We start from the raw sequence: 24,220 nt of genomic DNA, 5'->3' as shown, positions 1-24,220 counted from the left end.
TATCCTGCTCGTTCTTTTTCATCAGACAATCTGTGTGGGCACTTCGCGGGAAAGTATCTTCAGGTAAGGAGGTGATCCAACCGCAGGTTCCCCTACGGTTACCTTGTTACGACTTCACCCCAGTCATGAATCACAAAGTGGTAAGCGCCCTCCAAAAGGTTAAGCTACCTACTTCTTTTGCAACCCACTCCCATGGTGTGACGGGCGGTGTGTACAAGGCCCGGGAACGTATTCACCGTGGCATTCTGATCCACGATTACTAGCGATTCCGACTTCACGGAGTCGAGTTGCAGACTCCGATCCGGACTACGACGCACTTTATGAGGTCCGCTTGCTCTCGCGAGGTCGCTTCTCTTTGTATGCGCCATTGTAGCACGTGTGTAGCCCTGGTCGTAAGGGCCATGATGACTTGACGTCATCCCCACCTTCCTCCGGTTTATCACCGGCAGTCTCCTTTGAGTTCCCGACCGAATCGCTGGCAACAAAGGATAAGGGTTGCGCTCGTTGCGGGACTTAACCCAACATTTCACAACACGAGCTGACGACAGCCATGCAGCACCTGTCTCACGGTTCCCGAAGGCACAAACGCATCTCTGCGTTCTTCCGTGGATGTCAAGACCAGGTAAGGTTCTTCGCGTTGCATCGAATTAAACCACATGCTCCACCGCTTGTGCGGGCCCCCGTCAATTCATTTGAGTTTTAACCTTGCGGCCGTACTCCCCAGGCGGTCGACTTAACGCGTTAGCTCCGGAAGCCACGAGTCAAGCTCACAGCCTCCAAGTCGACATCGTTTACGGCGTGGACTACCAGGGTATCTAATCCTGTTTGCTCCCCACGCTTTCGCACCTGAGCGTCAGTCTTCGTCCAGGGGGCCGCCTTCGCCACCGGTATTCCTCCAGATCTCTACGCATTTCACCGCTACACCTGGAATTCTACCCCCCTCTACGAGACTCAAGCCTGCCAGTTTCAAATGCAGTTCCCGGGTTGAGCCCGGGGATTTCACATCTGACTTAACAGACCGCCTGCGTGCGCTTTACGCCCAGTAATTCCGATTAACGCTTGCACCCTCCGTATTACCGCGGCTGCTGGCACGGAGTTAGCCGGTGCTTCTTCTGCGGGTAACGTCAATGACAAAGGTTATTAACCTTCACCCCTTCCTCCCCGCTGAAAGTACTTTACAACCCGAAGGCCTTCTTCATACACGCGGCATGGCTGCATCAGGCTTGCGCCCATTGTGCAATATTCCCCACTGCTGCCTCCCGTAGGAGTCTGGACCGTGTCTCAGTTCCAGTGTGGCTGGTCATCCTCTCAGACCAGCTAGGGATCGTCGCCTAGGTGAGCCGTTACCCCACCTACTAGCTAATCCCATCTGGGTTCATCCGATGGTGTGAGGCCCGAAGGTCCCCCACTTTGGTCTTGCGACGTTATGCGGTATTAGCCACCGTTTCCAGTGGTTATCCCCCTCCATCGGGCAGATCCCCAGACATTACTCACCCGTCCGCCACTCGTCGGCAAAGAAGCAAGCTTCTTCCCGCTACCGTTCGACTTGCATGTGTTAGGCCTGCCGCCAGCGTTCAATCTGAGCCATGATCAAACTCTTCAATTTAAAAGTGTCTGATGCTCAAAGAATTAAAACTGTTTATAAAATCAGTAGTCACTCTTCAAGACTTGATATTTTGTTGCATCCGCAGATGCTTACGATATCAATCCTGCGAGTGCCCACACAGATTGTCTGATAAATTGTTAAAGAGCAGTGCGAACAGCGGCTTAACCGCCTGTCGCGAGGTGGCGTATATTACGCTTTCCTCCCGCAGAGTCAACCCCGTTTTTCAGAAGTTTTCCCGCGCCTGACCCGGTTCGTTTAACCGGTCGCTGCGACCGTTGTGCCGTGTCAGTGGTGGCGCATTATAGGGAGTGAACGACGGAGTGCAAGAGGAAATCAGTAATTTTTTATCGTTCGCTTTAACTTCGTACAATTCGCCGTTTTTTAGCTCTGTTTGAGGCGTAAAGGCAGGTCAGCCAGACTATCTATTACCCAATTGGCGGCAGCTTCACTTTCCGGCGTCACCGCTTTCCCGCTACGCACTAACACCATTGTACCAACGCCTGCCGCTTTTCCGGCCAACATATCGTCAAGCTTATCGCCCACCATATAAGACGCGGCCATATCAATGTTCAGTTCTTGCTGAGCGGAGAGCAACATGCCGGGCTGCGGCTTACGACAATCACAACGCTGACGATACTTCTCTTCTACTGCCTCCGGATGATGAGGACAAAAGTAAATACCATCCAGGTCTACCTCGCGATCCGCCAGCGACCAATCCATCCATTCGGTGAGGCGCATAAATTGGTCCTCAGTAAATTTACCACGCGCAATACCGGATTGATTAGTCACTAAGACGAGCGCAAAACCCATATTTTTTAATTCGCGCATGGCGTCAATAACGCCATCGATAAACTGAAAATCATCGATTTCATGGACATAACCGTGATCGACATTTACCGTGCCATCGCGATCAAGGAAAATTGCCGGAACTTTATTCGCCACCTGGAAACTCCTGCTACAAAATTTGCCGTCTAGTATCGCATGATTGCGTGAAAAGCGAGAACGGCAGTTTGAATGACTGCGATTGATTTAGACGTCTGGATGCCTTAACATCCATTTCAGCTTCGCCACGGCAATTCGAAGCATCACGGACAACTTTACGACGATAACAAATAACTTAATGATTAAACTTACAAATATTACCAAAGTGTTCCAGCAAGGCACGAGGAAGATAACCGCACTAACGGATGTCAGCCTCCATGTGCCCGCCGGGCAAATTTATGGCGTCATTGGCGCATCAGGCGCGGGGAAAAGTACCCTGATTCGCTGCGTTAATCTGCTTGAGCGCCCAACCTCCGGTAATGTGTTGGTTGACGGCCAGGATCTGACCGCGCTATCGGAAAGCCAGTTGACTAAAGCACGCCGTCAGATTGGCATGATTTTCCAACACTTCAATCTACTTAATTCCCGTACCGTTTTCGGTAATATCGCGTTGCCGTTAGAATTAGGCAGTATGACACGCGACCAAATCAACACCCGCGTCACTGAGCTACTGGAACTGGTTGGTCTTTCCGATAAGCGTGACGCCTGGCCCGCCAACCTCTCCGGCGGACAAAAGCAGCGCGTGGCAATTGCGCGAGCGTTGGCAAGTCAGCCCAAAGTTCTGCTTTGTGATGAAGCCACCAGCGCGCTGGACCCGGCCACCACTCGCTCGATTCTGACCTTGCTGAAAGATATTAATCGCCGTCTTGGCCTGACTATTTTGCTGATCACGCATGAAATGGATGTGGTAAAGCGCATCTGCGATCGGGTGGCGGTCATTAGTGACGGTCAATTGATTGAAAACGATAGCGTGAGTGAAATTTTCTCTCATCCTAAAACGCCACTGGCGCAGCAGTTTATTCAGTCAACACTGCATCTCGATATTCCGGAAGATTACACCGAGCGTCTCTCCAGCGAAGCAGGCAGCGAACGTGTTCCACTCTTGCGCCTTGAGTTTACCGGGCAGTCAGTCGATGCGCCGCTGTTGTCAGAAACCGCACGTCGCTTCAATGTTAATAACAATATTATTAGCGCGCAGATGGATTACGCAGGCGGCGTTAAATTCGGCATTATGTTAGCGGAAATGCACGGCGACAACGCCAGCACTCAGGCTGCTATTGCGTATTTGCAGGAACATCACGTGAAAGTTGAGGTATTAGGTTATGTCTGAGGCAATGGTGTGGTTGTTAGGCCGGGGCATATGGGAAACCCTCATGATGACTTTCGTCTCGGGCTTCTTCGGTTTTGTGCTGGGTCTGCCGGTCGGCGTCTTACTCTATGTCACCCGCCCCGGGCAAATCGTTGAAAATGCGAAGCTGTATCGCGTAATGTCGGCCGCAGTGAATATTTTCCGCTCGATTCCTTTTATTATCCTGTTGGTCTGGATGATTCCGTTTACGCGTCTGATTGTCGGCACATCAATTGGCTTACAGGCCGCTATCGTGCCATTAACCGTTGGTGCCGCGCCTTTTATTGCCCGTATGGTCGAAAACGCATTACTGGAGTTGCCATCTGGCCTGATTGAAGCCTCACGCGCGATGGGGGCAACGCCGATGCAAATTATCCGCAAAGTCCTGCTGCCGGAAGCGCTGCCGGGCTTAGTTAATGCCGCCACCATTACCTTAATCACCTTAGTCGGTTACTCGGCAATGGGTGGCGCAGTAGGCGCAGGCGGGCTTGGTCAAATTGGGTATCAGTACGGTTATATTGGCTATAACGCGACCGTAATGAACACGGTTTTAGTGTTACTGGTGGTTCTGGTGTATTTAATTCAATTCTGCGGCGACCGTATCGTTCGTGCGGTCACGCATAAGTAAGCACGCAACATCCATTATTTCGATTAAGGTTAAGGAAGGGATATGTCTTTTACATTTAAAAAAATTGCCGCTGTGGGCGCGCTGATTAGCGCAATGGCGTTGGCAGGCTGTGGTCAGGAAGAGAAAGATCCTAACCATATTAAAGTCGGAGTCATTGTCGGCGCCGAGCAACAAGTTGCCGAAACGGCACAGAAAGTGGCCAAAGAAAAATATGGTCTGGATGTTGAGCTGGTGACCTTTAACGATTACGTGCTACCTAACGAAGCGTTAAGCAAAGGCGATATTGACGTTAACGCCTTCCAGCATAAACCTTATCTTGATGAGCAGATTAAAGATCGCGGGTATAAACTGGTTCCGGTCGGCAATACTTTTGTTTATCCGATCGCCGGTTATTCTAAAAAGATCAAGTCGCTGAATGAGTTGCAAGAGGGCGCACAGGTCGCCATTCCTAACGATCCAACTAACCTTGGTCGTTCCCTGTTACTGCTGCAGAAAGTGGGCCTGATTAAATTGAAAGATGGCGTTGGTCTGTTGCCAACCTCGCTGGATATTACCGAAAACCCGAAAAAGCTGAAGATTGTTGAGTTAGAAGCGCCGCAGTTACCGCGTTCACTAGACGATCAGCAAATTGCGTTGGCGGTCATCAATACCACCTACGCCAGCCAGATCGGTTTAACCCCGGCAAAAGATGGGATTTTTGTTGAAGATAAAGATTCTCCGTACGTTAACCTGATCGTGGCGCGCGAAGACAACAAAGATGCGGAAAACGTGAAGAAATTCGTCCAGGCTTATCAGTCTGATGAAGTGGCGGCAGCGGCGAATAAAATCTTCAACGGTGGCGCCGTGAAGGGCTGGTAAATTCCTGCGGGAAATTATCTCTCCGGGCGGCGAAATGCCGCCCTTTGTTTTACAGCAGATACCCGCATGACTTGTCATTTTTCTGATTGCTTGCTTCAATAACGCCACTTTTTAAAACATGAGGATTTTCCCATGCGCGCTCTACCGCTCTGTTTGTTAGCGCTTTCGCTGACAGGGTGTTCTTTGCTGCATAAGCCATACCAGCCAATTAGCAGCCCAACGACGCAGCCCACGCAGTCTGAGCCTGCGCGCAGCAAGCCCGCGCCGCGCCCGGCGCCCGTGAAGCTTTATACCAACGCCGCCGACCTGGTCAGTAAACCTTTCCGCGATTTAGGTGAAGTCTCCGGCGAATCCTGCCAGAGCACCGCACAAGACTCTCCCGCCAATCTCAACACGGCACGGAAAAGAATGCAGATTCGCGCCTCATCAATGAAAGCGAATGCAGTCCTGCTGCATAAATGCGAAATCGTCACTGGCGCGCCAGGGTGTTATCGCCAGGCCGTTTGTCAGGGTTCAGCGCTAAAAGTTTCCGATCAATGACATCGTTTTCCTTCACGCAAATTGGCGTGATCCGTTCGCCCTGGAAAGAGAAATTCGCCGTGCCCCGTCAGCCTGGCCTGATTGAGGACGGCGGCGGCGAACTGCAGTTGCTTTCGCCCTATAATCAACCCGAAGCGGTGCGCGGGCTGGAAGCGTTTAGCCATATTTGGCTGCTGTTTGTTTTTCATCACACGATGGAAGGAGGCTGGCGCCCTACGGTTCGCCCTCCCCGGCTGGGCGGTAATACCCGCCTCGGCGTGTTTGCCACCCGCTCAACCTTTCGTCCCAATCCGCTTGGCATGTCGCTGGTTGAACTAAAAAATATTCGCTGCGAAAAGAACAACGTCGTACTGGAGTTGGGGAGCCTCGACTTGGTGGATGGAACGCCGATTATTGATGTGAAACCCTATCTCCCCTTTGCTGAAGCCTTGCCCGATGCGCAAGCGGGCTTTGCACAACAGGCACCGGCAGCGACGATGCCGGTCACCTTCTCCGCGATTGCACAACAACAACTCACGCAACAACAGCAGCGTTACCCCCATCTGGCACGTTTTATTACCCAAGTCTTAGCGCAAGATCCGCGCCCGGCTTACCGCCAAGGCGAAGAGCCAGAACGAGAATATGCCGCCTGGCTACTGGAATTTAACCTGCGTTGGCGGGTCACGGCTCTCGGTACCGAGGTTATTGCCATCGATCCGCGCTAATTTGTTATTCTCTCCCTTTTGAGGATCCGGACACGCTGGTACACTAGGCGCCAGCTTTTTTGGTGGTTTTCTTTCTGATAGTTCCGTCCAACTGGAATCGTAATAAATGCGTACTACTCAATATTTGCTCTCCACTCTGAAGGAGACGCCATCCGACGCAGAAGTCATCAGCCATCAATTGATGCTGCGCGCCGGGATGATCCGTAAGCTGGCATCCGGTTTATATACCTGGTTGCCCACCGGTTTACGCGTACTGAAAAAAGTTGAAAATATCGTACGTGAAGAGATGAATAACGCTGGCGCCATTGAAATTTGCATGCCGGTAGTGCAGCCTGCCGATCTCTGGCAGGAGAGTGGGCGTTGGGAACAGTACGGCCCTGAGCTACTGCGTCTGGTCGATCGCGGCGATCGCCCTTTCGTTCTCGGCCCAACCCACGAAGAAGTGATCACCGATCTGATTCGCAACGAGCTGAGCTCCTATAAACAATTACCGCTCAATCTGTTTCAGATTCAGACCAAATTTCGCGATGAAGTCCGTCCACGTTTTGGCGTGATGCGTTCGCGTGAGTTCATCATGAAAGATGCTTACTCTTTCCATACCTCGCAAGAATCGCTACAAGAAACCTATGACGCCATGTACCGCGCCTATAGCCAAAGCTTTAGCCGTATGGGGCTGGATTTCCGTGCGGTGCAGGCCGATACCGGCTCCATCGGCGGTAGCGCCTCGCATGAGTTTCAGGTCTTAGCGCACAGCGGTGAAGATGACATCGTGTTCTCTACCGAGTCAGATTTTGCCGCCAACATTGAGCTGGCGGAAGCCGTTGCGCCACAGGGCGAGCGCCCGGCGCCTGGCCAGAGCATGACGCAGATTGATACACCGAATGCGAAAACCATCGCTGACCTGGTGGCGCAGTTTAATCTGCCGGTGGAAAAAACCGTCAAGACATTGTTGGTAAAAGCGACCAAAGAGAGCGGTCACCCCTTGGTGGCTCTGCTGGTACGCGGCGACCATGAGTTGAACGAAGTGAAAGCCGAGAAGATTGATGTGGTTGCCGCACCGCTAACCTTCGCCAGCGAAGAAGAGATCCGCGCGGTATTGGGCGTAGGGCCGGGTTCACTGGGGCCGGTTGGCCTAACGCTGCCTATCTATGCCGATCGCACCGTCGCCCATATGAGTGATTTTAGCGCTGGCGCAAACATTGATGGCAAACACTTTATCGGTATTAACTGGGAACGTGATTTACCGCTGCCCAAGGTTGCGGATATTCGCAATGTGGTGGAAGGCGATGCGAGTCCGGATGGTAAAGGCACGCTGCTGATTAAACGTGGTATCGAAGTAGGTCATATTTTCCAGTTAGGCACCAAATACTCGGAAGCGATGAAAGCCTCGGTACAGGGCGAAGATGGTCGTAACCAAATCCTGACCATGGGTTGCTATGGAATCGGTATTACGCGCGTGGTTGCTGCATCAATCGAGCAAAACCATGATGAGCGTGGGATCATTTGGCCCGCCGCGCTGGCGCCTTTCCAGGTTGCCATTCTGCCTATGAATATGCACAAGTCTTTCCGTGTCAAAGAGCTGGCGGAAACGCTGTATGACACGCTGCGTGCTAAAGGGATTGATGTCATTCTTGACGATCGTAAAGAGCGTCCGGGCGTGATGTTCGCCGATATGGAACTGATTGGCGTTCCACACACCATCGTGATTGGCGATCGCAATCTTGATAACGAAGAGATCGAATATAAAGCGCGCCGTGAAGGCGAAAAGCGGATGATTAAAACCGACCACATTATCGATTTTCTGGTCGGCGAAATTAACGGTTAACCGGCTTTAAGCATCAAGCCCCCTTCGGTGTCAGAACGGCGCAACTTGCCGTAAGACATCGGAAGGGGGCTTTTTTTATGCCTATTGTCATCATTGGGCAACCATGCCCGATCACGTTCGCTCGGTATTAACCGGCACCAACACAAATCGCTGCCCGTGATTCTGTAACGCGCCCTGGCGAGTGACCATCTCCAGCCCCTGATTGGTGGGGCGGAAAATCTGTTTTTCACCGGTCATTTCTGTGAGCGTTAATTTATCGGCAGTACGCGCCCATTTGCCGTATTGCGCGGTGCGCACGCTATTCGATGCGGTATCTCGCTGTTCAAGAACGTAGGTACCGTCGAGGCTTAAAAATAGTGATGCCTCGGTGGTGCGGCAGTCATTATTGCACGGCAACATACCGTGATAACTCTGCTGCATTGGCTCCAGCGGCGGCTGTTGCCAAGCGGTACGGTTGTTACACCCGAACAGCATACCCAGCGCCAGCGTGGCTAACATCGCCAGAAGGATATTTTTCACCGTTCAACTCCTGAAGCTCAGAGGTCTGTAAGCGTGCGGCTCAGCGAACCTTGCCGCGCAGCGATTTGGTAATGCTTTTGCGTAACTTACCTTCCAGACGGCGTTTTTTCGCCGCCAGCGTTGGACGTGTTGCGCGGCGCGTTTTTTCCACCACGGTTAATTCACGAATCAGGTTTTCCAGCCGTTTTAACGCCGCTTCCCGGTTCATTTCCTGGCTGCGATACTCTTGCGCCTTAATAATCACCACGCCGTCGGCGGTAATTAAATGGTGACGAGCCGCCAGCAACCGCTGCTTATAAAAATCCGGCAGTGAAGACGCGGAAATATCAAAACGCAGATGAATTGCCGTCGAGTTTTTATTCACATGCTGGCCGCCCGCGCCCTGCGCGCGTACCGCAGTAATGTCCATTTCCGCATCGCTAATTGTAACGTTGCGCGATAATTCAATCATGCCAGTTTGCCGTCAATCAGCCAGTCGTCGAAACGCAGCTCCAAATGGTTTTGTGTATCTGACAGCCAAATCGTTCCTTCCTGGAGTGTCGCCTGCAAAGACATATTGCGGGCAGCAAAATCAGTTAGCGCATTAAGCTGTTCATCACTCAAAAAACGAACGGTAAGATTAGCCTGTTGCGCCAGCTTTTCTCGCTGTTGCTGCCACCAAATTTGGGCCGCGCGCGCATTGTATGCATATAAGTATACGCAAGATGATCGACTACAGGCTTTTTTTACTCTTCTCTCATCCGGTAAGCCAAAATCAATCCAAGTTTCAATACCATGGTGATCGTTTAGACGCCATATTTCCGGCTCATCATCCGCGCACAGGCCACGGGTGAACTGCAATCGCTCATCGGCATGACAAAGCCACGCCAGCAAACGCAGCATCAGACGTGTTTCAGTTTCCGACGGATGGCGCGCCAGCGTTAAGTTGCTATCAAGAAAGACGTTGCGATCCATATCGGCGACGTTAACCGTAGCTTTGTAGATAGTTGCTTTAAGTGCCATGCGATCCCTTATAAAAGTGAATCGCCATTGTAACCCGATGTGCCAGCAAATCACCCTGCCCCAGGCTGATTTCACGTAAAAGCCTGTGTTATAGTCGCTCACTAGCCAGAGATTTATGCTCTGAGAGGAGGTGCATGTGCAAAAGTATTGTGATTTGGTTCGCCGGAAATACGCCGAAATTGGCAGTGGCGATCTGGGATACGTGCCCGACGCCATTGGCTGCGCGTTGAAAGCACTTGATGAGATAGCCGCAAATTCTGCGCTAAACTCTTCTATCAGGGAACAGGCGGCTTTTGCTGCCGCAAACTTACTGGTGAGCGATTATGTTGACGAATGAAATCTATAAACCGATCAATTGCGATGATTACGACAACCTTGAACTCGCCTGCCAAAAAAATTGGATGTTGTTGCTGGCGTTAAAAAACGGTGAGCAACTCAAGGCCACGGCACAAGACATGATCACGCGGAAGAACGTGGAGTATCTGGAAATTGATCTCTCTGGCGAGAGGCGAGAACTGCGCCTCGACCACATCGCCAGTTTTAGCCATCCTGAACTTGGCACCGTGGTCGTCAGCGAGTCTGATTAATACAACCTGGGCGGGTTTCCCCCGCCCTTAGGGTTTTAAGCTGTGATAATACGCCGCTAAATCGTCCATATCCTCATCGGTTAATCCTGCCACAAACGCTTTCATCACTTCCGCCTGACCACCGCTACGCCCGCCCTGTTTATAGTCCTTTAAGGCCTGAACCAAGTACGGCGCATTCTGCCCGGCAAGGTTGGGATAGAGCGGAACCGTACTTTTCCCTTCTGCGCCATGGCAAGCCACACAGGTGGCTGATTTTTGTTGCCCTGCCGCCGCATCCCCCGCCGCCAGCGTAGGCTGCGTCAGAAACATTAACGGCAGCGCCAGTAACCTTTTCATTGCCTTTCTCCATTATGATGTCGCCAGCTTACATGCCAGCCCACCTGATTCTTCGCCTCACCAAAGCGCGTAACAAAAATACCCGGCGCAGCAACCAACTGCTCGCCATAAAAAATCAGCGGCGTGCGTTCTCGCTGCCAGGGCGGAATGGCTAACTCCTGCCATATTTTTTTCACCGGGCGGCTACCGGCGCGCCCAACTATCTGTATATGCCCCTGCGCCTGGAAACGGACGGAAACGGATTCCCCTTTCTCCGGTAGACGCAGTACCGTTCCCTGTGAGCCGGGTATCAGTTGGCCCAATGATTCAGGAAGATCTAAAGGTTGCCGAATATCCGGCCACGCCAGAATTAACTGACGAACCGGAGGCTGAAGCGCCAGCCAATAAAGCGCGCCACGATAACGACGAATCTCAAACGCGCCGAGACGTAAACGCGGCGCGGCATCTTCACGGCTGGCGATCACTTCACGATACAGGCGCTGCAGCGCATCACGCGAGGGCATATTTCCTCCGCATGCGGCAACCCAACGGCGTAGCAGCGCACTGCGCCGCGCTTCGCTCATGCCAGGGAACGTCGCTACGCACAGTGAACCGTCCGGCTGAATCAACTGCGTTAATGACTCGGCTAGCAGCTCATCAATCAGGTTTTCCTGCTCTGCGCAGAGCGCCGCGCTGCGAGCGCTCGCTTCGGCGAAATGGGGCCAGCGAGCGGTCATTTGCGGTAAAATGCGTTGGCGTAGAAAGTTACGGTCATAACGCGTGTCTTGATTGCTTTCATCTTCAATCCAGCGTAACGCATGCTCTTGTGCCCACTGTTCAAGCTGTTGGCGTGGTTGCGTTAACAAAGGGCGTACTAATAAATGCCCATCGAAATCGGTTATTTGTGGCATCGCGGCCAAACCTGCCGGGCCACTACCACGCTTAAGCGCCAGTAAAAAAGTTTCGCATTGGTCGTCAAGATGCTGCGCCGTTATCAGACTCTCCGCAGTCAGCAAATGCCGACGAAAAGCAGCATAGCGCGCCTCACGGGCGGCAGCTTCGACGCCTTTTTCATGCGTATCCAACTGGACATAATCCACCACCAGCGGAACTTGCCAAGCCGCACACTGTTGTTGGCAATGGGCCACCCAACTGTCGGCTGATGGGCTTAATCCATGATGAATATGGATTGCGCGTAGCTGTAAATCGGGAAGACGCTGACGGAGTTGTACCAGTTGATGAAGCAGTACCGTGGAGTCCAGCCCGCCGCTGTAGGCCAACAAGCACTGCCGTTGCCCGGCTAACTGCTGTTCAAGATGTGCGAGAGCTGACATGCCAAACCTTTGATCAACGGCGGGTCATTAAGGATATGACCCGTTACGGGCAGCTATTTTACGCCTGGTAGAGTTCCAGCGGCAAATGATCCGGGTCGCTAAAGAACGTGAAGCGTTTATCGGTGAGTGGATCAAGGCGGATCGGTTCACAGACCACGCCCTTTTGCGCTAATGCCTGGCAAGCGGCATCAAGATCGTCCACCGCAAAAGCCAAATGGCGTAATCCGCACGCTTCGGGATGGCTAACCCGCGCCGGTGGATGCGGAAACGAGAACAGTTCGATAACGTAAGCGCCGTTCAACGCTAAATCGCCTTTCCACGAATCACGTTCCTGCCGATAAACTTCGTTTTCCAGCGTAAAACCTAAAATATCGCAATAGAACGCTTTGCTGCGCGCGTAATCACTGGCGATAATGGCGATACGATGAATGTGCTTTAATCCTGGCATATTAGCTCCTGATAGCGGTTTTGCCCGCACCTTACGCCCTCAATCGCCGCTCAGCAAGGGCGCAGAGTCTGGAATTAGCTCACCTGGGCATTTTTCAGAACACGTACCCGATAGCGCCCTTCACTGGTTAATTTCGCACCATGAATATCGGTTTCAAACCCCGGATAATGCTCGCCTATCGAACACAACATCAGTAAAAAATCGAGCACCGCGCGACTTTCCGCCGTGATCATTTCTCCCGGCATCACCAACGGAACGCCTGGGGGATAGGGCAAAATCATATTGGCCGAAATCCGCCCTACCATTTCACTAATATCCACCGTTTCCACGTTGCCTTTGACCTGTTGCTGATATGCCTGGTGCGGCGTCATTTTCATTTCAGGCAGCACATCAAACGCACGCAACATCAGGCGTGGTAAATCATGTTGACGAATTAACTGGTGGATCCCTTGCGCCAGGGTCTGAATGCGCATATCGCGATAAAAATCAGGATCTTCCGCATACAGATCCGGCAGCATATTTTTCACCCGTAAATTGAGATCATAAGCGCGTTTAAATTCGGTTAGCCCACGCAGCAACCCCATAGCCTTGGTTTTATCAATACCAATACTGAACAGAAACAGCAGGTTATATGGCCCGGTCTTTTCCACCACCACGCCGCGCTCATCCAGGTATTTCGCCACCAGCGCGGCGGGAATGCCCTCCTCCGCCATGACGCCCTGTTCGCTCATCCCCGGCGTAAGGATGGTGACCTTAATCGGGTCGAGATACATATGGTCGCGGTCGGCATCGGCAAACCCATGCCACTCCTCTTCACCGGGCTGAATCGGCCAGCATTCGGCTTCATCAATCCCATCCGGTTGCCAGATATCGAAAAACCAGCCATCACTCTCTTCCCGCAGCCGCTGCACTTCACGACGGAAATGCAGCGCACGCTCCACCGAACGATTAATCAAGCGCCGCCCCGGATTCCCACGCAGCATCGCCGCTGCGGTTTCAATCGAGGCAACGATGGAATAGTTTGGCGAAGTGGTGGTGTGCATCATATAGGCTTCATTAAAGGTCTCTTCATCGTAATCCCCTTTGATATGAATTAACGATGCCTGAGAGAAAGCCGCCAGCAATTTATGCGTAGATTGCGTTTCATAAAACACTTTGCCCGCCATGCGTTCGCCGCTCATCCCACTTTTACCGGCATAGATCGGATGGAAATTGGTATAGGGTACCCATGCGGAGTCAAAGTGAATGGATGGCACCTCCAGCGTCTCTTTAATGTACTGCGTGTTATACAGCAGCCCATCGTAGGTGGAATTGGTAATTACCGCATGTACCGGCCAGGCGGCATGTTCGGTTTGCGCAACCTTCAGCGCGATGCTTTCCCGCGTAAATTCTCGTTTGGGGATGCCACCCAAAATCCCCAATGCATTCCGCGTGGGTTTTAACCATAGCGGAACAATGTCGCTCATCATCAGCAGATGAGTCAGCGATTTGTGGCAATTACGATCGATAAGTACCGTGCTACCGGACGGAGCAGCATACATGCCGACAATTTTGTTCGAGGTTGAGGTGCCATTAGTCACCATATAACTCTGCTCGGCGCCAAATGTGCGCGCCACATACTCTTCGGCTTCAAGATGTGGCCCGGTGTGATCGAGCAACGAGCCCAATTCGGTGACTGAAATAGAGATGTCGGCTTTTAAGGTATTGGCGCCGAAAAAATCATAAAACAGGCTGCCAACCGGGCTTTTTTGAAAAGCGGTTCCCGCCATATGCCCTGGCGTACAGAAGGTATATTTCCCCTCTTTGACATAGGTAAATAGCGCTCTGGTTAGCGGCGGCGTGATGGTATCAATATATTCATTGGTGTACTGGCGGATGCGTTGCGCAATATCGTTTGCCGCATCCAGCGCATATTCAAAAAACCAGACAGCCATACGCATTTCATTAATACTGACATCCATAGTCGAATGGGTATTAATAAAAGCATATAACGGGAGATACTCATTTAACTGGTTAATTTCGCTACATAAATCCAAACTGTACTCATCCCAGTCAAACACCACGCCGCAAATACGCGGGTTGTGCTCAACCAGTTTAAACAGATCGTTAGCGTCCTTCGGATAGATGGTTTTAAAGCCCTGAACCACCAGCGCATCTTCCAGCTCACGAATTGGCTCATCTTTATAGAATGCGTTATGTGGCCCCATGATCGCGATAATATTCACTACATCCTCCTGGTGTGTTTATCCATTTCCGGTTGGGTTTACGGGCTTGACCCAAACTTAAAGCGTAGAAGATTTGTGAGAGGAAGTGGGCCGGTAGAAATGTGAAAGGCGGGACAAGCCCGCCTTTTTAGGATAGATGCTGAAAATGACGAAAATATTAGGCGTAGCCGTAACTCATCAAACGCTGATAACGACGATTGAGTAACTCTTCTTTGCTCAACACATCCAGATCGGCGAAGTCGGCCAACAATTGCGCCTTCAGTGAGGCAGCGGTCGTGATCGGATCGCGATGCGCGCCGCCCAATGGCTCCGGTATCACGGTATCAATCAACTTCAGCTCTTTCAGACGCGGCGCAATAATCCCCATCGCTTCCGCCGCTAACGGCGCTTTATCCGCGCTCTTCCACAGAATTGAGGCACAGCCCTCCGGCGAAATCACCGAATAGGTGCTGTATTGCATCATATTCACTTTGTCGCCAACGCCAATCGCCAGCGCGCCGCCGGACCCGCCTTCACCAATCACAGTACAGATAACCGGCACGGTTAAACCGGACATTTCACGCAGGTTACGGGCTATCGCTTCCGATTGCCCACGCTCTTCAGCACCAACGCCTGGATAAGCGCCCGGCGTATCAATAAAGGTAATGATCGGCATGTTGAACCGCTCAGCCAGCTCCATCAAACGCAGCGCTTTGCGATAACCTTCCGGTGCCGGCATACCGAAGTTGCGGCGAATCTTTTCTTTCGTTTCACGGCCTTTTTGATGGCCGATGATCATCACCGGACGCCCGTCCAGACGCGCCGTGCCGCCAACGATCGCTTTATCGTCGGCATAGGCGCGATCGCCGGCCAGTTCGTCAAAATCGGTAAACACGTTACGGACATAGTCCAGCGTGTAAGGACGCAGCGGATGGCGCGCTAATTGCGCAATCTGCCAGGCGCCTAAATCCGAGAAAATTTTACGTGTCAGCTCAACGCTCTTTTCGCGTAGACGCTGCACTTCCTCATCCAGATTGATATCGTGTTTTTCATCCTGACGGCCAACCGATTTAAGGGAATCGATTTTCGCTTCAAGCTCTGCGATTGGCTGCTCAAAATCCAGGTAATTAAGACTCATAATGTTCCTGTTTTAGTCAAACTCCAGTTCCACCTGCTCCGAACCTATCAGCGACCGTAGATCGTTTAACAAACGATCGCTGGGCGACACGCGCCATGCTGCGCCAAAGCGCAACTTCGCCCGCGCATCCTCTCTCTGATAGTAGAGATGTACCGGAATTGTCCCCGAACGATGGGGTTCCAGAGACTGACGGAGACGGTTTAAAAGCTGGTCATCAATTTGCCTGTCCGTCAGCGAGATAGCAAGCCCGCGCGCGTATTTTTCGCGTGCTTCGTCAATGTCCATCAGCTCGCGGGCGGTCATTTTAAGGCCACCGCTGAAGTCATCAAAGCTGACCTGTCCGCTAACGATCAGGATACGGTCTTTCTCCAGCAATTGCTGGTATTTATCTAACGCATCTGTGAACAACATCACTTCCAAACGACCAGAACGATCATCTAGCGTACAGATGCCAATACGGTTACCGCGTTTGGTGACCATCACGCGGGCCGCCACCACCAAACCGGCTGCCGTGGTTATTTTGCCACGCTCGGTCGGGTGCATGTCTTTCAGGCGCACGCCACCGACGTAGCGCTCAATCTCTTTCAAATATTGGTTAATTGGATGACCGGTAAGGTACAGCCCCAATGTCTCTCTTTCACCATCCAGCCGGACTTGCTCAGGCCATGGCGTAATGCTGGCATAAGATTGTTCCACCTGCTCGGGTTCTTCCGCCAACACGCCGAACATATCCGCCTGACCAATCGCTTCTGCTTTCGCATGCTGGTCGGCGGCTTTTAATGCATCGCCCAGCGCGCTCATTAGCGCGGCACGATGTGGACCTAAGCGATCGAATGCGCCGGACATGATCAGCTTTTCCAACACCCGCCGGTTCAATTTCTTGGTATCGGTTCGGGCGCAGAGATCAAACAACTCACGGAAGTAGCCGTCTTGATTACGCGCCTCAATGATGGCCTCAATCGGCCCTTCGCCGACGCCTTTAATCGCGCCGATACCGTAAACAATTTCACCCTCGTCATTGACGTGGAAATGATACAGACCGGAGTTAATATCCGGCGGCAGGATTTTTAGCCCCATCCGCCAACACTCATCCACCAGCCCAACCACCTTCTCGGTGTTATCCATATCGGCGGTCATTACCGCCGCCATAAATTCGGCCGGATAGTGCGCTTTAAGCCATAGCGTTTGGTACGAAACCAGCGCATACGCGGCAGAGTGCGATTTGTTAAAACCATAACCGGCGAATTTTTCCACCAAGTCAAAGATCTTAATCGCCAACTCCCCGTCGATCCCGCGTGCTTTTGCGCCATCTTCAAAACCACCGCGCTGCTTCGCCATTTCAACCGGGTTCTTTTTACCCATTGCACGGCGCAGCATATCCGCGCCGCCCAGGCTGTAGCCCGCCAGCACCTGCGCAATCTGCATTACCTGTTCTTGGTACAGGATAATACCGTAGGTCGGCTCCAGTACCGGCTTCAATGATTCATGTTGCCACTGAATATCAGGATAGGAGATCTCTTCACGCCCGTGCTTACGGTCAATAAAGTTATCGACCATCCCTGACTGCAGCGGCCCTGGTCGGAACAAGGCGACCAATGCGATCATATCTTCAAAGCAGTCTGGCTTCAGGCGCTTAATCAAATCTTTCATGCCGCGCGATTCAAGCTGGAATACCGCGGTGGTTTCCGAGCGCTGCAGCATATCGAAACTTTTCTTATCGTCCAGTGGAATAGCGGCGATATCGATCGGCGGCTCGCCCTGTTTCTCGCGACGAGCATTGATCATTTTCAATGCCCAATCGATGATAGTGAGGGTACGTAAACCAAGAAAGTCGAACTTTACCAGCCCGGCATATTCGACATCATTTTTGTCAAACTGCGTGACCGGATGGTGACCATTTTCATCACAATACAGCGGGGCGAAATCGGTAATTTTGGTCGGTGCGATAACCACACCACCGGCGTGTTTACCGGCGTTGCGCGTGACCCCTTCGAGCTTACGCGCCATATCAATCAGCGCTTTAACCTCTTCATCTGCCTCATAAATTTCCGGCAGTTGCGGCTCAGCGGCGAAAGCTTTTTCCAGCGTCATGCCCGGGTCGGGCGGCACCAGTTTGGAAATGCGATCAACAAACCCGTAGGGATGGCCCAGTACCCGGCCTACATCGCGGATGACCGCTTTTGCCGCCATAGTACCGAAGGTAATGATTTGCGATACGGCCTCGCGACCATACATTTCCGCGACGTGATCAATCACCAGATCGCGTTTTTCCATGCAGAAATCGACGTCGAAATCGGGCATGGAAACGCGTTCCGGGTTAAGGAAACGTTCAAACAGCAGATCGAATTCCAGTGGGTCGAGATCGGTAATTTTTAACGCATAGGCAACCAGTGAACCCGCGCCGGAACCACGCCCCGGCCCCACTGGCACGCCGTTATCTTTCGACCACTGGATAAACTCCATCACGATCAGGAAGTAGCCGGGGAACCCCATCTGGTTGATCACGTTGAGTTCAACGTCGAGACGCTGGTCGTAAACCGAACGTTTCTCTGCCCGCACAGCCGGATCAGGGAACAGAAACTCAAGCCGCTCTTCCAGGCCTTGTTTCGATTTCACCACCAGGAAATCTTCCGTGGTCATCTCACCGGTTGGAAATTGCGGCAAGAAATACTCGCCTAAGCGCACCGTGACGTTACAACGCTTAGCAATCTCAACGCTGTTTTCCAGCGCTTCCGGGATATCCGAAAACAGCTCGCACATCTCTTCGGTGCTGCGCATATATTGCTGAGGGCTGTAATTACGCGGGCGCTTTGGATCGTCCAACGTGAAACCATCATGGATCGCCACGCGAATTTCATGCGCGTCAAAATCTTCTTCGTTCAGGAAGCAGACTTCATTGGTTGCCACCACCGGCACGCCTTGCGCAATCGCTAACTCAACCGCGGCATGCAGATAGCTCTCTTCATCCGGTCTACCGGTGCGGATCAGTTCCAGATAGTAACGATCAGGGAAATGCTGTTGATAGAATGCCAGGCACTGTGCCACCAGCGCCTGATTACCACGCAGCAGGCTTTTGCCCACATCACCACAGCGGCCGCCAGAGAGAAGAATCAACCCCTCCTGACACTCCGCCAGCCAGTCGCGATCAATAATCGGCCCGGCAACGCCGTACCCACGTTGATAAGCGCGCGAAATTAATAACGTCAGATTTTGGTAGCCGATATTGTTGCTGGCAAGGACGGTGATTTGCGAGAGCTCATCACCCATCAGCTCACTGGCGACATTAAAATCCGCGCCGATGATCGGTTTTACCCCGGCACCATGTGCCGTGCCATAAAATTTGACTAACCCACACAGGTTGGTGAAATCCGTAATGGCAAGAGCAGGCATCTCCAGCGCCGCCGCTTTTTTTACCAACGGCCCGGTTTTCGCCAGCCCGTCGACCATCGAATAATCACTGTGTACGCGCAGGTGAATAAAACGTGGTTCGGCCATATCTTCTTTCCGATGAATAGGGTTAAAGCGGCATTACACCGCGCGAACGTCGGCCAGGCTTAGCACTTCGGCATCCAGCAGCGCGTTGCGCACCGGCGCAAAACTACGCCGATGGTGCGGCGTGACGCCATGCTGCGTTAACATCGCCATGTGCTGTGCCGTCGGATAGCCTTTGTGTTGCGCGAACCCATATTCAGGAAATGCCTGATCAAGCTCGACCATTTCCCGATCGCGCGTCACTTTAGCAATAATAGAAGCCGCGCTAATTTCTGTGACCAGGCTGTCGCCTTTAACGATAGCCAGCGAAGGCATCGGCAACACCGGGCAACGGTTACCGTCAATCAGGACATAGTCTGGCGTCAGTGATAATCCGGCGACCGCGCGCTGCATTGCCAACATAGTGGCATGCAAAATATTTAGCTGATCAATCTCTTCCGGCTCGGCTCGCCCGAGGCTCCAGGCCAACGCTTTCTCTTTAATCTCTTCATACAGCGCCACGCGGCGCTTTTCTGATAATTTTTTTGAGTCGGCTAAACCGGCGATCGGCCTTGCTGGATCGAGAATCACCGCCGCGGTCACCACCGCGCCGACTAACGGACCGCGTCCGACTTCATCCACGCCAGCGATAAACCGCGCGTCAGGATAAATAAAATTAGCCATTGGCCAGCTCCAACACGGCTTCCGCCGCTTGTTCATCCGCATTCCAACGGATTTGGTGATGAAGTTGGTGAAATGTCGCTAACAATTCGTCGCGCATTTCGCCGCCGCGCAATAACGGTTCTAACGCCGCGGCCAGCTTTTCCGGCTGGCACTCGTCCTGCAGCAGCTCTTTAACCAGTTCGCGACCTGCCAGTAGATTGGGTAACGAAACATAGTCGGTTTTTACCAAACGCTCCGCCAGCCAGAAAGTGAAAGGTTTCATACGATAACCCACCACCATTGGACATTTCGCCAGCATACACTCTAGCGCGGCAGTCCCCGAGGCCAGCAACGCGGCGTCACTGGCGATCATCGCTTCACGCCCTTGACCATCCAGCAAATGGAGCGGTAATTCTGGCGCGACGTCTGCTTTTATTTTTTCAAATTGCTCACGACGTTTCGCATTCACCAGCGGGACGACAATTTCCAGTTCGGGCCACTGGCGGCGCAGAAGCTGTGCGGTTTTCAAAAAATCGGCGCTCAGCATCTCAACTTCCGCGCCGCGACTGCCAGGCAACAACGCCAGACAACGCGCTTCAGGCGCAATACCTAGCGTCCGTCGCGCCGCCAGCTTATCCGGCTGCAGTGGCATCGCATCGGCCATGGTGTGGCCAATAAAGCGGCAGGGAACCTGGTAACGATCGTAAAAGGCTTTCTCAAAAGGTAAAAACGCCAATACCAAATCGGTGGCGCGACCAATTTTAAACACCCTTTTTTGCCGCCATGCCCAAACCGAAGGGCTAACGTAGTGAATGGTGCGAATACCGCGCTGCTTTAAACGCCCTTCCAGCGTGATATTAAAATCTGGCGCATCAATCCCGACAAAGACGTCAGGTTTAAGTTGGCTAAAGCGGCGCGTGAGATCGCGGCGAATTTTGAGTAACCGGGGCAGACGCCCAAGCACCTCAACAATCCCCATCACCGCCAACTCCTCCATCTCATACCACGCCTCGCAACCTTCGGCCTGCATACGTGGCCCGGCTACGCCGACAAATTGTGCGTTGGGATGTTTTTCTTTCAGTGCGCGAATCAAACCGGCCCCTAGAATATCGCCGGAGGTTTCTCCGGCGACAAGGGCAATCGTTAACGGACGCGCTGGCATGGATTAACGAATCAAGCCGCGCGTCGAACGAGCAAAAAAGTCATAAAACGGCTGTACTTCAGGCTGCGCACGCGCGAGCTCAGCGATTTCCGGCTTCACCTCATCCAGCGTTTTACCGCTGCGGTACAGCAGCTTGTAGGCATTACGGATGGCATGCAACCCTTCTTTACTGAAACCACGGCGCTTTAACCCTTCGATATTGATACCAAACGGTGTGGCATGGTTACCCTGCGCAATGACATAGGGCGGAACGTCCTGAACCACGCCGGAACAGCCGCCAATCATGACATGCGCGCCAACGGTACAGAACTGATGAACCGCCGTCATACCGCCGATAATGGCAAAATCATCAACCGTGACATGACCGCCCAGTGTGGCGTTGTTCGCTAAAATACAGCGATCGCCAACATGGCAATCATGCGCAATGTGCGCGTTCACCATCAACAAGTTGTCATTGCCAACAACTGTCACATCGCCGCCCTGAGTGGTGCCGCGATGGATAGTGACGCTTTCACGGATACGGTTACGATCGCCGATTTCGACACGCGTTGGCTCACCGGCGTATTTTAAGTCCTGATTCACTTCGCCAATTGAGGCGAACTGCCAGATAACGTTATCTTTACCGATGCGCGTATGGCCATTGACCACCACGTGTGATTTCAACACGGTACCTTCACCAATTTCGACATTCGCGCCGATAAAGCAGAAAGGACCAATGTGAACACGGGCGCCAATGATGGCCCCCTCTTCAACGATGGAGCTTGAATGAACTACGGCGGTTTCGTCAATCACTGGTTATGCCTCCCGGCTGCGGGCACACATCATGGTTGCTTCACAAGCAATTTTACCGTCAACCGTTGCGACGCCTTTAAAGCGCGTCACGCCACGGCGCGTTTTTTCGAAAGTCACTTCCATGATCATTTGATCGCCAGGTACCACCGGGCGCTTGAAACGCGCTTCGTCGATACCTGCGAAATAATAGAGTTCGCCTGGCTCGAGTTTACCAACGCTTTTAAATGCCAAAATACCGGTTGCCTGAGCCATTGCTTCCAGAATTAACACACCGGGAAAAATTGGCTTACCCGGAAAATGCCCCTGAAAAAACGGCTCGTTGAAAGACACGTTTTTTACTGCACGCAGATACTTGTGTTCTTCAAACTCCAGTACGCGATCAACCAGTAAAAACGGGTAACGGTGCGGCAACAGCTCTAAAATCTCTTCAATCTTCAGAGTATGCGTTTCAGTAGTCAAAATACTCTTCCTGTCCTAAAAAATTCTGATGGCATCAATAACGCGGCCTGCACAGATTAAAAAAATCTGTCAGCAGGCCGCAAATCGGGTTCTGTGTACCTGGCTTCCCTGCTTAGCACTTTACAGTACTCGAAAGCCGGTCAGACGCGGGATGGCGTATTAGTCTTCTTTGCCGACTTTACGCTCGATGGCTTTTAAGCGCTTGCTCATTTCATCGATATTCATCACCAGCGCTGCAGTTTTACGCCAGGTTTTATTGGGTTGCAGCGGAATACCTGAAGAGTATACCCCAGGTTCAGTGATCGGACGCATAACCATTCCCATCCCGGTTACCGTCACCTTGTCACAAATTTCCATATGACCATTGATCACACTGGCTCCGCCAATCATGCAATAACGACCAATTTTCAGGCTGCCCGCCATGATAACGCCACCCGCAACTGCGGTATTGTCACCAATCACAACGTTATGTGCAATCTGACACTGGTTATCAATAATAACACCATTCCCGATTTGAGTGTTATCCAACGCACCGCGATCGATAGTGGTACAGGCGCCAATTTCAACCCGATCGCCAATGATTACCGAACCTAACTGCGGGATCTTCACCCAGTTACCGCGATCGTTGGCATAGCCGAAACCATCGGCGCCAATCACCGTACCGGACTGAATCAAGCCGTGTTCGCCGATCACAATCTCGTGATAGATGGTTACGTTCGCCCACAGGCGCGTACCGGCGCCAATGCGGGTATTTTTACCCACGAAACAACCAGCGCCAATGACGACGTTGTCACCCAACACCACGCCAGACTCAATCACCGCATTAGCGCCAATCGCGACGTTATTGCCCAGTTGCGCGGAGGGATCAATCACCGCGCCAGGCGCGATACTCTGCGCGGGTTGCGGCGTGGTATCCAATAACTGCGCCATACGTGCATAGGTCAGATAGGGGTTTTTCACCACCAATGCCGCGCCTTTACACCATTCCAGATCGGCTTCCGTCAGCACCACGGCCGAAGCGTGACATTGGGCGAGTTGCTCGCGGTAGCGACTGTTGGCTAAAAAGGTTATCTGCCCTGCCTGGGCGGATTGCATAGAAGCAATGCCGGAGATGGCGATATCGCCATCTCCGTGCAGGTCTGCCTCAAGTTGCCCGGCTAAATCAGCCAGTCGAATTGAAGACATCGATTATTTAACCTGTTTCAGAACGTCTGCGGTAATGTCTTTCGCGTTAGAAGCATAAGCCACCGCGTTAGCATCGATAACTACATCGTAGCCATCATCATCAGCAACTTTCTTCACTGCATCCTGGATACGGCTCAGAATCTTGTTACGTTCTTCCATCTGGCGGCGGCGGTTATCTTGCTCAAAAGCCTGTGCTTTTGAAGAGAACGCTTCACGCTGCGCCATAATGTCTTTCTCCATGCGGCTACGCTCGCTCGCCTTCATGGTAGAACCATCGCGCTGCAGACGCTGCATTTTTGCCTGCAGGTCACGTTCCTGGCTCTGAAGATCGTTAGCACGACCTTTAAATTCATTTTCCAACTGCTTAGCAACAGTGGCACGTTGCGGTAACTGTTGGAAAATGCTGGAAACGTTCACCACTGCAATTTTATCAGCAGCCTGTGCGCCCGCTGAAACGGCTAAAGCAAGACCCAGACCTGCGGCACATAACAACTTTTTCACTATAAACTCCTTACCATCAACGTTTGTGTCACAGACACATATTTTGCGTGCGTCGGCGAGACCAAGACCGCCTCACCGGAACACACGCGATCTCACTCTGCTTCCGTGC

At 52.3% G+C, this 24,220-nt stretch carries 24 protein-coding genes and 1 rRNA gene; 8 read left to right on the top strand and 17 right to left on the bottom strand.

Features of this window, described 5'->3' with window-relative positions; all coding sequences use genetic code 11:
- Positions 1 to 64 precede the first annotated feature (64 nt).
- Together PMPD1_RS04950 and gmhB are read right to left on the bottom strand one after the other, a co-directional pair.
- Positions 65 to 1,606, bottom strand: a 16S ribosomal RNA gene (locus PMPD1_RS04950).
- Positions 1,607 to 1,987: 381 nt separating this feature from the next.
- Positions 1,988 to 2,548: a D-glycero-beta-D-manno-heptose 1,7-bisphosphate 7-phosphatase gene (gene gmhB, locus PMPD1_RS04945; protein ID WP_173632995.1), complete on the bottom strand. Its 561-nt coding sequence runs from the start codon at positions 2,546 to 2,548 to the stop codon at positions 1,988 to 1,990.
- 178 nt (positions 2,549 to 2,726) lie between these two features.
- Between gmhB and metN the strand changes: the two genes are divergently transcribed.
- From metN to proS, 6 genes are all read left to right on the top strand, one after another.
- Positions 2,727 to 3,758 carry a methionine ABC transporter ATP-binding protein MetN gene (gene metN, locus PMPD1_RS04940; RefSeq protein ID WP_173632994.1) on the top strand — a complete coding sequence of 344 codons (1,032 nt, stop codon included), beginning with the start codon at positions 2,727 to 2,729 and terminating at the stop codon, positions 3,756 to 3,758.
- On the top strand, positions 3,751 to 4,404 hold the full coding sequence (locus PMPD1_RS04935; protein ID WP_173632993.1) for a methionine ABC transporter permease MetI: 654 nt from the start codon (positions 3,751 to 3,753) through the stop codon (positions 4,402 to 4,404). Before metN ends, PMPD1_RS04935 begins: the two co-directional genes overlap by 8 nt.
- Before the next feature lie 42 nt (positions 4,405 to 4,446).
- Entirely contained in the window at positions 4,447 to 5,262 is an 816-nt protein-coding gene (locus PMPD1_RS04930; RefSeq protein WP_173632992.1) for a MetQ/NlpA family lipoprotein, read from the top strand.
- A gap of 132 nt (positions 5,263 to 5,394) precedes the next feature.
- Positions 5,395 to 5,802: an Rcs stress response system protein RcsF gene (gene rcsF / locus PMPD1_RS04925; protein WP_173632991.1), complete on the top strand. Its 408-nt coding sequence runs from the start codon at positions 5,395 to 5,397 to the stop codon at positions 5,800 to 5,802.
- A complete protein-coding gene (gene tsaA / locus PMPD1_RS04920; RefSeq protein WP_173632990.1) occupies positions 5,799 to 6,506 on the top strand; it encodes a tRNA (N6-threonylcarbamoyladenosine(37)-N6)-methyltransferase TrmO in 708 nt (235 codons plus the stop codon). Before rcsF ends, tsaA begins: the two co-directional genes overlap by 4 nt.
- 106 nt (positions 6,507 to 6,612) lie before the next feature.
- A complete protein-coding gene (gene proS, locus PMPD1_RS04915) occupies positions 6,613 to 8,331 on the top strand; it encodes a proline--tRNA ligase (protein ID WP_173632989.1) in 1,719 nt (572 codons plus the stop codon).
- A 111-nt stretch (positions 8,332 to 8,442) separates the two neighbouring features.
- On the opposite strand, the gene PMPD1_RS04910 is transcribed toward proS, so the two are convergent.
- Genes PMPD1_RS04910 through PMPD1_RS04900 form a run of 3 tightly spaced genes read right to left on the bottom strand, consistent with a single transcriptional unit; the run spans position 8,443 to position 9,852 of the window.
- Positions 8,443 to 8,850: a copper resistance protein NlpE N-terminal domain-containing protein gene (locus PMPD1_RS04910; RefSeq protein ID WP_173632988.1), complete on the bottom strand. Its 408-nt coding sequence runs from the start codon at positions 8,848 to 8,850 to the stop codon at positions 8,443 to 8,445.
- Between the two features lie 40 nt (positions 8,851 to 8,890).
- A complete protein-coding gene (gene arfB, locus PMPD1_RS04905; RefSeq protein WP_173632987.1) occupies positions 8,891 to 9,301 on the bottom strand; it encodes an alternative ribosome rescue aminoacyl-tRNA hydrolase ArfB in 411 nt (136 codons plus the stop codon).
- Entirely contained in the window at positions 9,298 to 9,852 is a 555-nt protein-coding gene (locus PMPD1_RS04900; protein WP_173632986.1) for a YaeQ family protein, read from the bottom strand. Before PMPD1_RS04900 ends, arfB begins: the two co-directional genes overlap by 4 nt.
- A 136-nt stretch (positions 9,853 to 9,988) precedes the next feature.
- Between PMPD1_RS04900 and PMPD1_RS04895 the strand changes: the two genes are divergently transcribed.
- Both PMPD1_RS04895 and rof read left to right on the top strand, forming a co-directional pair.
- The gene (locus tag PMPD1_RS04895) at positions 9,989 to 10,189 is read left to right on the top strand and encodes a YaeP family protein (protein ID WP_173632985.1); all 201 of its coding nucleotides are present in this window, start codon (positions 9,989 to 9,991) and stop codon (positions 10,187 to 10,189) included.
- A complete protein-coding gene (rof, locus tag PMPD1_RS04890) occupies positions 10,176 to 10,439 on the top strand; it encodes a Rho-binding antiterminator (protein ID WP_173632984.1) in 264 nt (87 codons plus the stop codon). The genes PMPD1_RS04895 and rof overlap by 14 nt, the downstream gene beginning before the upstream one ends.
- 27 nt (positions 10,440 to 10,466) lie before the next feature.
- On the opposite strand, the gene PMPD1_RS04885 is transcribed toward rof, so the two are convergent.
- The 12 genes from PMPD1_RS04885 to skp form a co-directional block, all read right to left on the bottom strand.
- Positions 10,467 to 10,775, bottom strand: a complete 309-nt coding sequence (locus tag PMPD1_RS04885) for a c-type cytochrome (protein ID WP_173632983.1) — start codon at positions 10,773 to 10,775, stop codon at positions 10,467 to 10,469.
- A complete protein-coding gene (gene tilS / locus PMPD1_RS04880) occupies positions 10,772 to 12,088 on the bottom strand; it encodes a tRNA lysidine(34) synthetase TilS (RefSeq protein ID WP_173632982.1) in 1,317 nt (438 codons plus the stop codon). Before tilS ends, PMPD1_RS04885 begins: the two co-directional genes overlap by 4 nt.
- Before the next feature lie 58 nt (positions 12,089 to 12,146).
- Entirely contained in the window at positions 12,147 to 12,536 is a 390-nt protein-coding gene (locus tag PMPD1_RS04875; RefSeq protein ID WP_173632981.1) for a VOC family protein, read from the bottom strand.
- A gap of 74 nt (positions 12,537 to 12,610) precedes the next feature.
- Entirely contained in the window at positions 12,611 to 14,761 is a 2,151-nt protein-coding gene (locus PMPD1_RS04870) for a lysine decarboxylase LdcC (protein WP_173632980.1), read from the bottom strand.
- 157 nt (positions 14,762 to 14,918) lie between these two features.
- Positions 14,919 to 15,878, bottom strand: a complete 960-nt coding sequence (gene accA / locus PMPD1_RS04865; RefSeq protein WP_173632979.1) for an acetyl-CoA carboxylase carboxyl transferase subunit alpha — start codon at positions 15,876 to 15,878, stop codon at positions 14,919 to 14,921.
- A gap of 12 nt (positions 15,879 to 15,890) precedes the next feature.
- The gene (dnaE, locus tag PMPD1_RS04860; RefSeq protein WP_173632978.1) at positions 15,891 to 19,373 is read right to left on the bottom strand and encodes a DNA polymerase III subunit alpha; all 3,483 of its coding nucleotides are present in this window, start codon (positions 19,371 to 19,373) and stop codon (positions 15,891 to 15,893) included.
- A 33-nt stretch (positions 19,374 to 19,406) separates the two neighbouring features.
- Positions 19,407 to 20,033 carry a ribonuclease HII gene (gene rnhB, locus PMPD1_RS04855; RefSeq protein ID WP_173632977.1) on the bottom strand — a complete coding sequence of 209 codons (627 nt, stop codon included), beginning with the start codon at positions 20,031 to 20,033 and terminating at the stop codon, positions 19,407 to 19,409.
- Positions 20,026 to 21,174, bottom strand: a complete 1,149-nt coding sequence (gene lpxB, locus PMPD1_RS04850) for a lipid-A-disaccharide synthase (protein ID WP_173632976.1) — start codon at positions 21,172 to 21,174, stop codon at positions 20,026 to 20,028. The genes rnhB and lpxB overlap by 8 nt, the downstream gene beginning before the upstream one ends.
- Before the next feature lie 3 nt (positions 21,175 to 21,177).
- A complete protein-coding gene (gene lpxA / locus PMPD1_RS04845; RefSeq protein WP_173632975.1) occupies positions 21,178 to 21,966 on the bottom strand; it encodes an acyl-ACP--UDP-N-acetylglucosamine O-acyltransferase in 789 nt (262 codons plus the stop codon).
- Between the two features lie 3 nt (positions 21,967 to 21,969).
- Positions 21,970 to 22,425, bottom strand: coding sequence for a 3-hydroxyacyl-ACP dehydratase FabZ (fabZ, locus tag PMPD1_RS04840; protein WP_173632974.1), 456 nt, complete (start codon positions 22,423 to 22,425; stop codon positions 21,970 to 21,972).
- Between the two features lie 159 nt (positions 22,426 to 22,584).
- On the bottom strand, positions 22,585 to 23,610 hold the full coding sequence (gene lpxD, locus PMPD1_RS04835) for a UDP-3-O-(3-hydroxymyristoyl)glucosamine N-acyltransferase (RefSeq protein WP_173632973.1): 1,026 nt from the start codon (positions 23,608 to 23,610) through the stop codon (positions 22,585 to 22,587).
- A 3-nt stretch (positions 23,611 to 23,613) separates the two neighbouring features.
- Complete coding sequence (gene skp / locus PMPD1_RS04830) at positions 23,614 to 24,111, bottom strand: molecular chaperone Skp (RefSeq protein WP_173632972.1); 498 nt, start codon at positions 24,109 to 24,111, stop codon at positions 23,614 to 23,616.
- Positions 24,112 to 24,220 lie beyond the last annotated feature (109 nt).

Origin of the sequence: Paramixta manurensis (genome assembly GCF_013285385.1) — a bacterium.
GTDB classification, from domain to species: Bacteria; Pseudomonadota; Gammaproteobacteria; order Enterobacterales; family Enterobacteriaceae; genus Paramixta; species Paramixta manurensis.
Note: the sequence above shows the minus strand (reverse complement) of the source record. Positions and strands in the feature narration are given on the sequence as shown.

Bases quoted from the DNA above. Each gene is read 5' to 3' on its own strand.
- rcsF (WP_173632991.1), top strand. From the start codon at position 5,395: ATGCGCGCTCTACCGCTCTGTTTGTTAGCGCTTTCGCTGACAGGGTGT.
- metN (WP_173632994.1), top strand. From the start codon at position 2,727: ATGATTAAACTTACAAATATTACCAAAGTGTTCCAGCAAGGCACGAGG.
- arfB (WP_173632987.1), bottom strand. From the start codon at position 9,301: ATGATTGAATTATCGCGCAACGTTACAATTAGCGATGCGGAAATGGAC.
- lpxB (WP_173632976.1), bottom strand. From the start codon at position 21,174: ATGCCAGCGCGTCCGTTAACGATTGCCCTTGTCGCCGGAGAAACCTCC.
- rof (WP_173632984.1), top strand. From the start codon at position 10,176: ATGTTGACGAATGAAATCTATAAACCGATCAATTGCGATGATTACGAC.
- dnaE (WP_173632978.1), bottom strand. From the start codon at position 19,373: ATGGCCGAACCACGTTTTATTCACCTGCGCGTACACAGTGATTATTCG.
- PMPD1_RS04875 (WP_173632981.1), bottom strand. From the start codon at position 12,536: ATGCCAGGATTAAAGCACATTCATCGTATCGCCATTATCGCCAGTGAT.
- tsaA (WP_173632990.1), top strand. From the start codon at position 5,799: ATGACATCGTTTTCCTTCACGCAAATTGGCGTGATCCGTTCGCCCTGG.
- PMPD1_RS04935 (WP_173632993.1), top strand. From the start codon at position 3,751: ATGTCTGAGGCAATGGTGTGGTTGTTAGGCCGGGGCATATGGGAAACC.
- rnhB (WP_173632977.1), bottom strand. From the start codon at position 20,033: ATGGCTAATTTTATTTATCCTGACGCGCGGTTTATCGCTGGCGTGGAT.
- PMPD1_RS04900 (WP_173632986.1), bottom strand. From the start codon at position 9,852: ATGGCACTTAAAGCAACTATCTACAAAGCTACGGTTAACGTCGCCGAT.
- lpxD (WP_173632973.1), bottom strand. From the start codon at position 23,610: ATGTCTTCAATTCGACTGGCTGATTTAGCCGGGCAACTTGAGGCAGAC.
- tilS (WP_173632982.1), bottom strand. From the start codon at position 12,088: ATGTCAGCTCTCGCACATCTTGAACAGCAGTTAGCCGGGCAACGGCAG.
- accA (WP_173632979.1), bottom strand. From the start codon at position 15,878: ATGAGTCTTAATTACCTGGATTTTGAGCAGCCAATCGCAGAGCTTGAA.
- proS (WP_173632989.1), top strand. From the start codon at position 6,613: ATGCGTACTACTCAATATTTGCTCTCCACTCTGAAGGAGACGCCATCC.
- PMPD1_RS04930 (WP_173632992.1), top strand. From the start codon at position 4,447: ATGTCTTTTACATTTAAAAAAATTGCCGCTGTGGGCGCGCTGATTAGC.
- PMPD1_RS04885 (WP_173632983.1), bottom strand. From the start codon at position 10,775: ATGAAAAGGTTACTGGCGCTGCCGTTAATGTTTCTGACGCAGCCTACG.